Here is a 314-nt window from a genome sequence, read left to right on the forward strand (position 1 = left end):
TCATGCCGGCGGCTACCTGCACCACCTCACCGGGAATGAAGGCCACCACAATTTGCAGGAACTGAATGGCCAGCAAGATGAGGAAGCCCCACGGGCCCGCATTGCGCACCTCGGGGGTAACGCGCTCGATACCGCCGGGCTCGAAAATTTCGTGGATCATGGGCCAGACAGCTATGACAATGACCACCATGCTGGCGAAAAACGCAATGAGACCGACGAACTTGAAGATGTCGGCGGCGGGCATGGGGTGCCCGGCCACGGTTTTCTCTTCATGGGCCTTGGCTTCCAGCTTCTGGAGACGCTGGGAATGGTGC

Annotated in this window: 1 pseudogene; it reads right to left on the bottom strand. The window is 59.9% G+C overall.

The window, feature by feature from the left end:
* A pseudogene (locus tag PZH32_RS12380) lies at window positions 1–289 on the bottom strand (TVP38/TMEM64 family protein); the annotation flags it as partial.
* Between the last annotated feature and the right edge of the window lie 25 nt (window positions 290–314).

Source organism: Adlercreutzia equolifaciens, assembly GCF_029076695.1.
Taxonomy (GTDB): domain Bacteria; phylum Actinomycetota; class Coriobacteriia; order Coriobacteriales; family Eggerthellaceae; genus Adlercreutzia; species Adlercreutzia equolifaciens_A.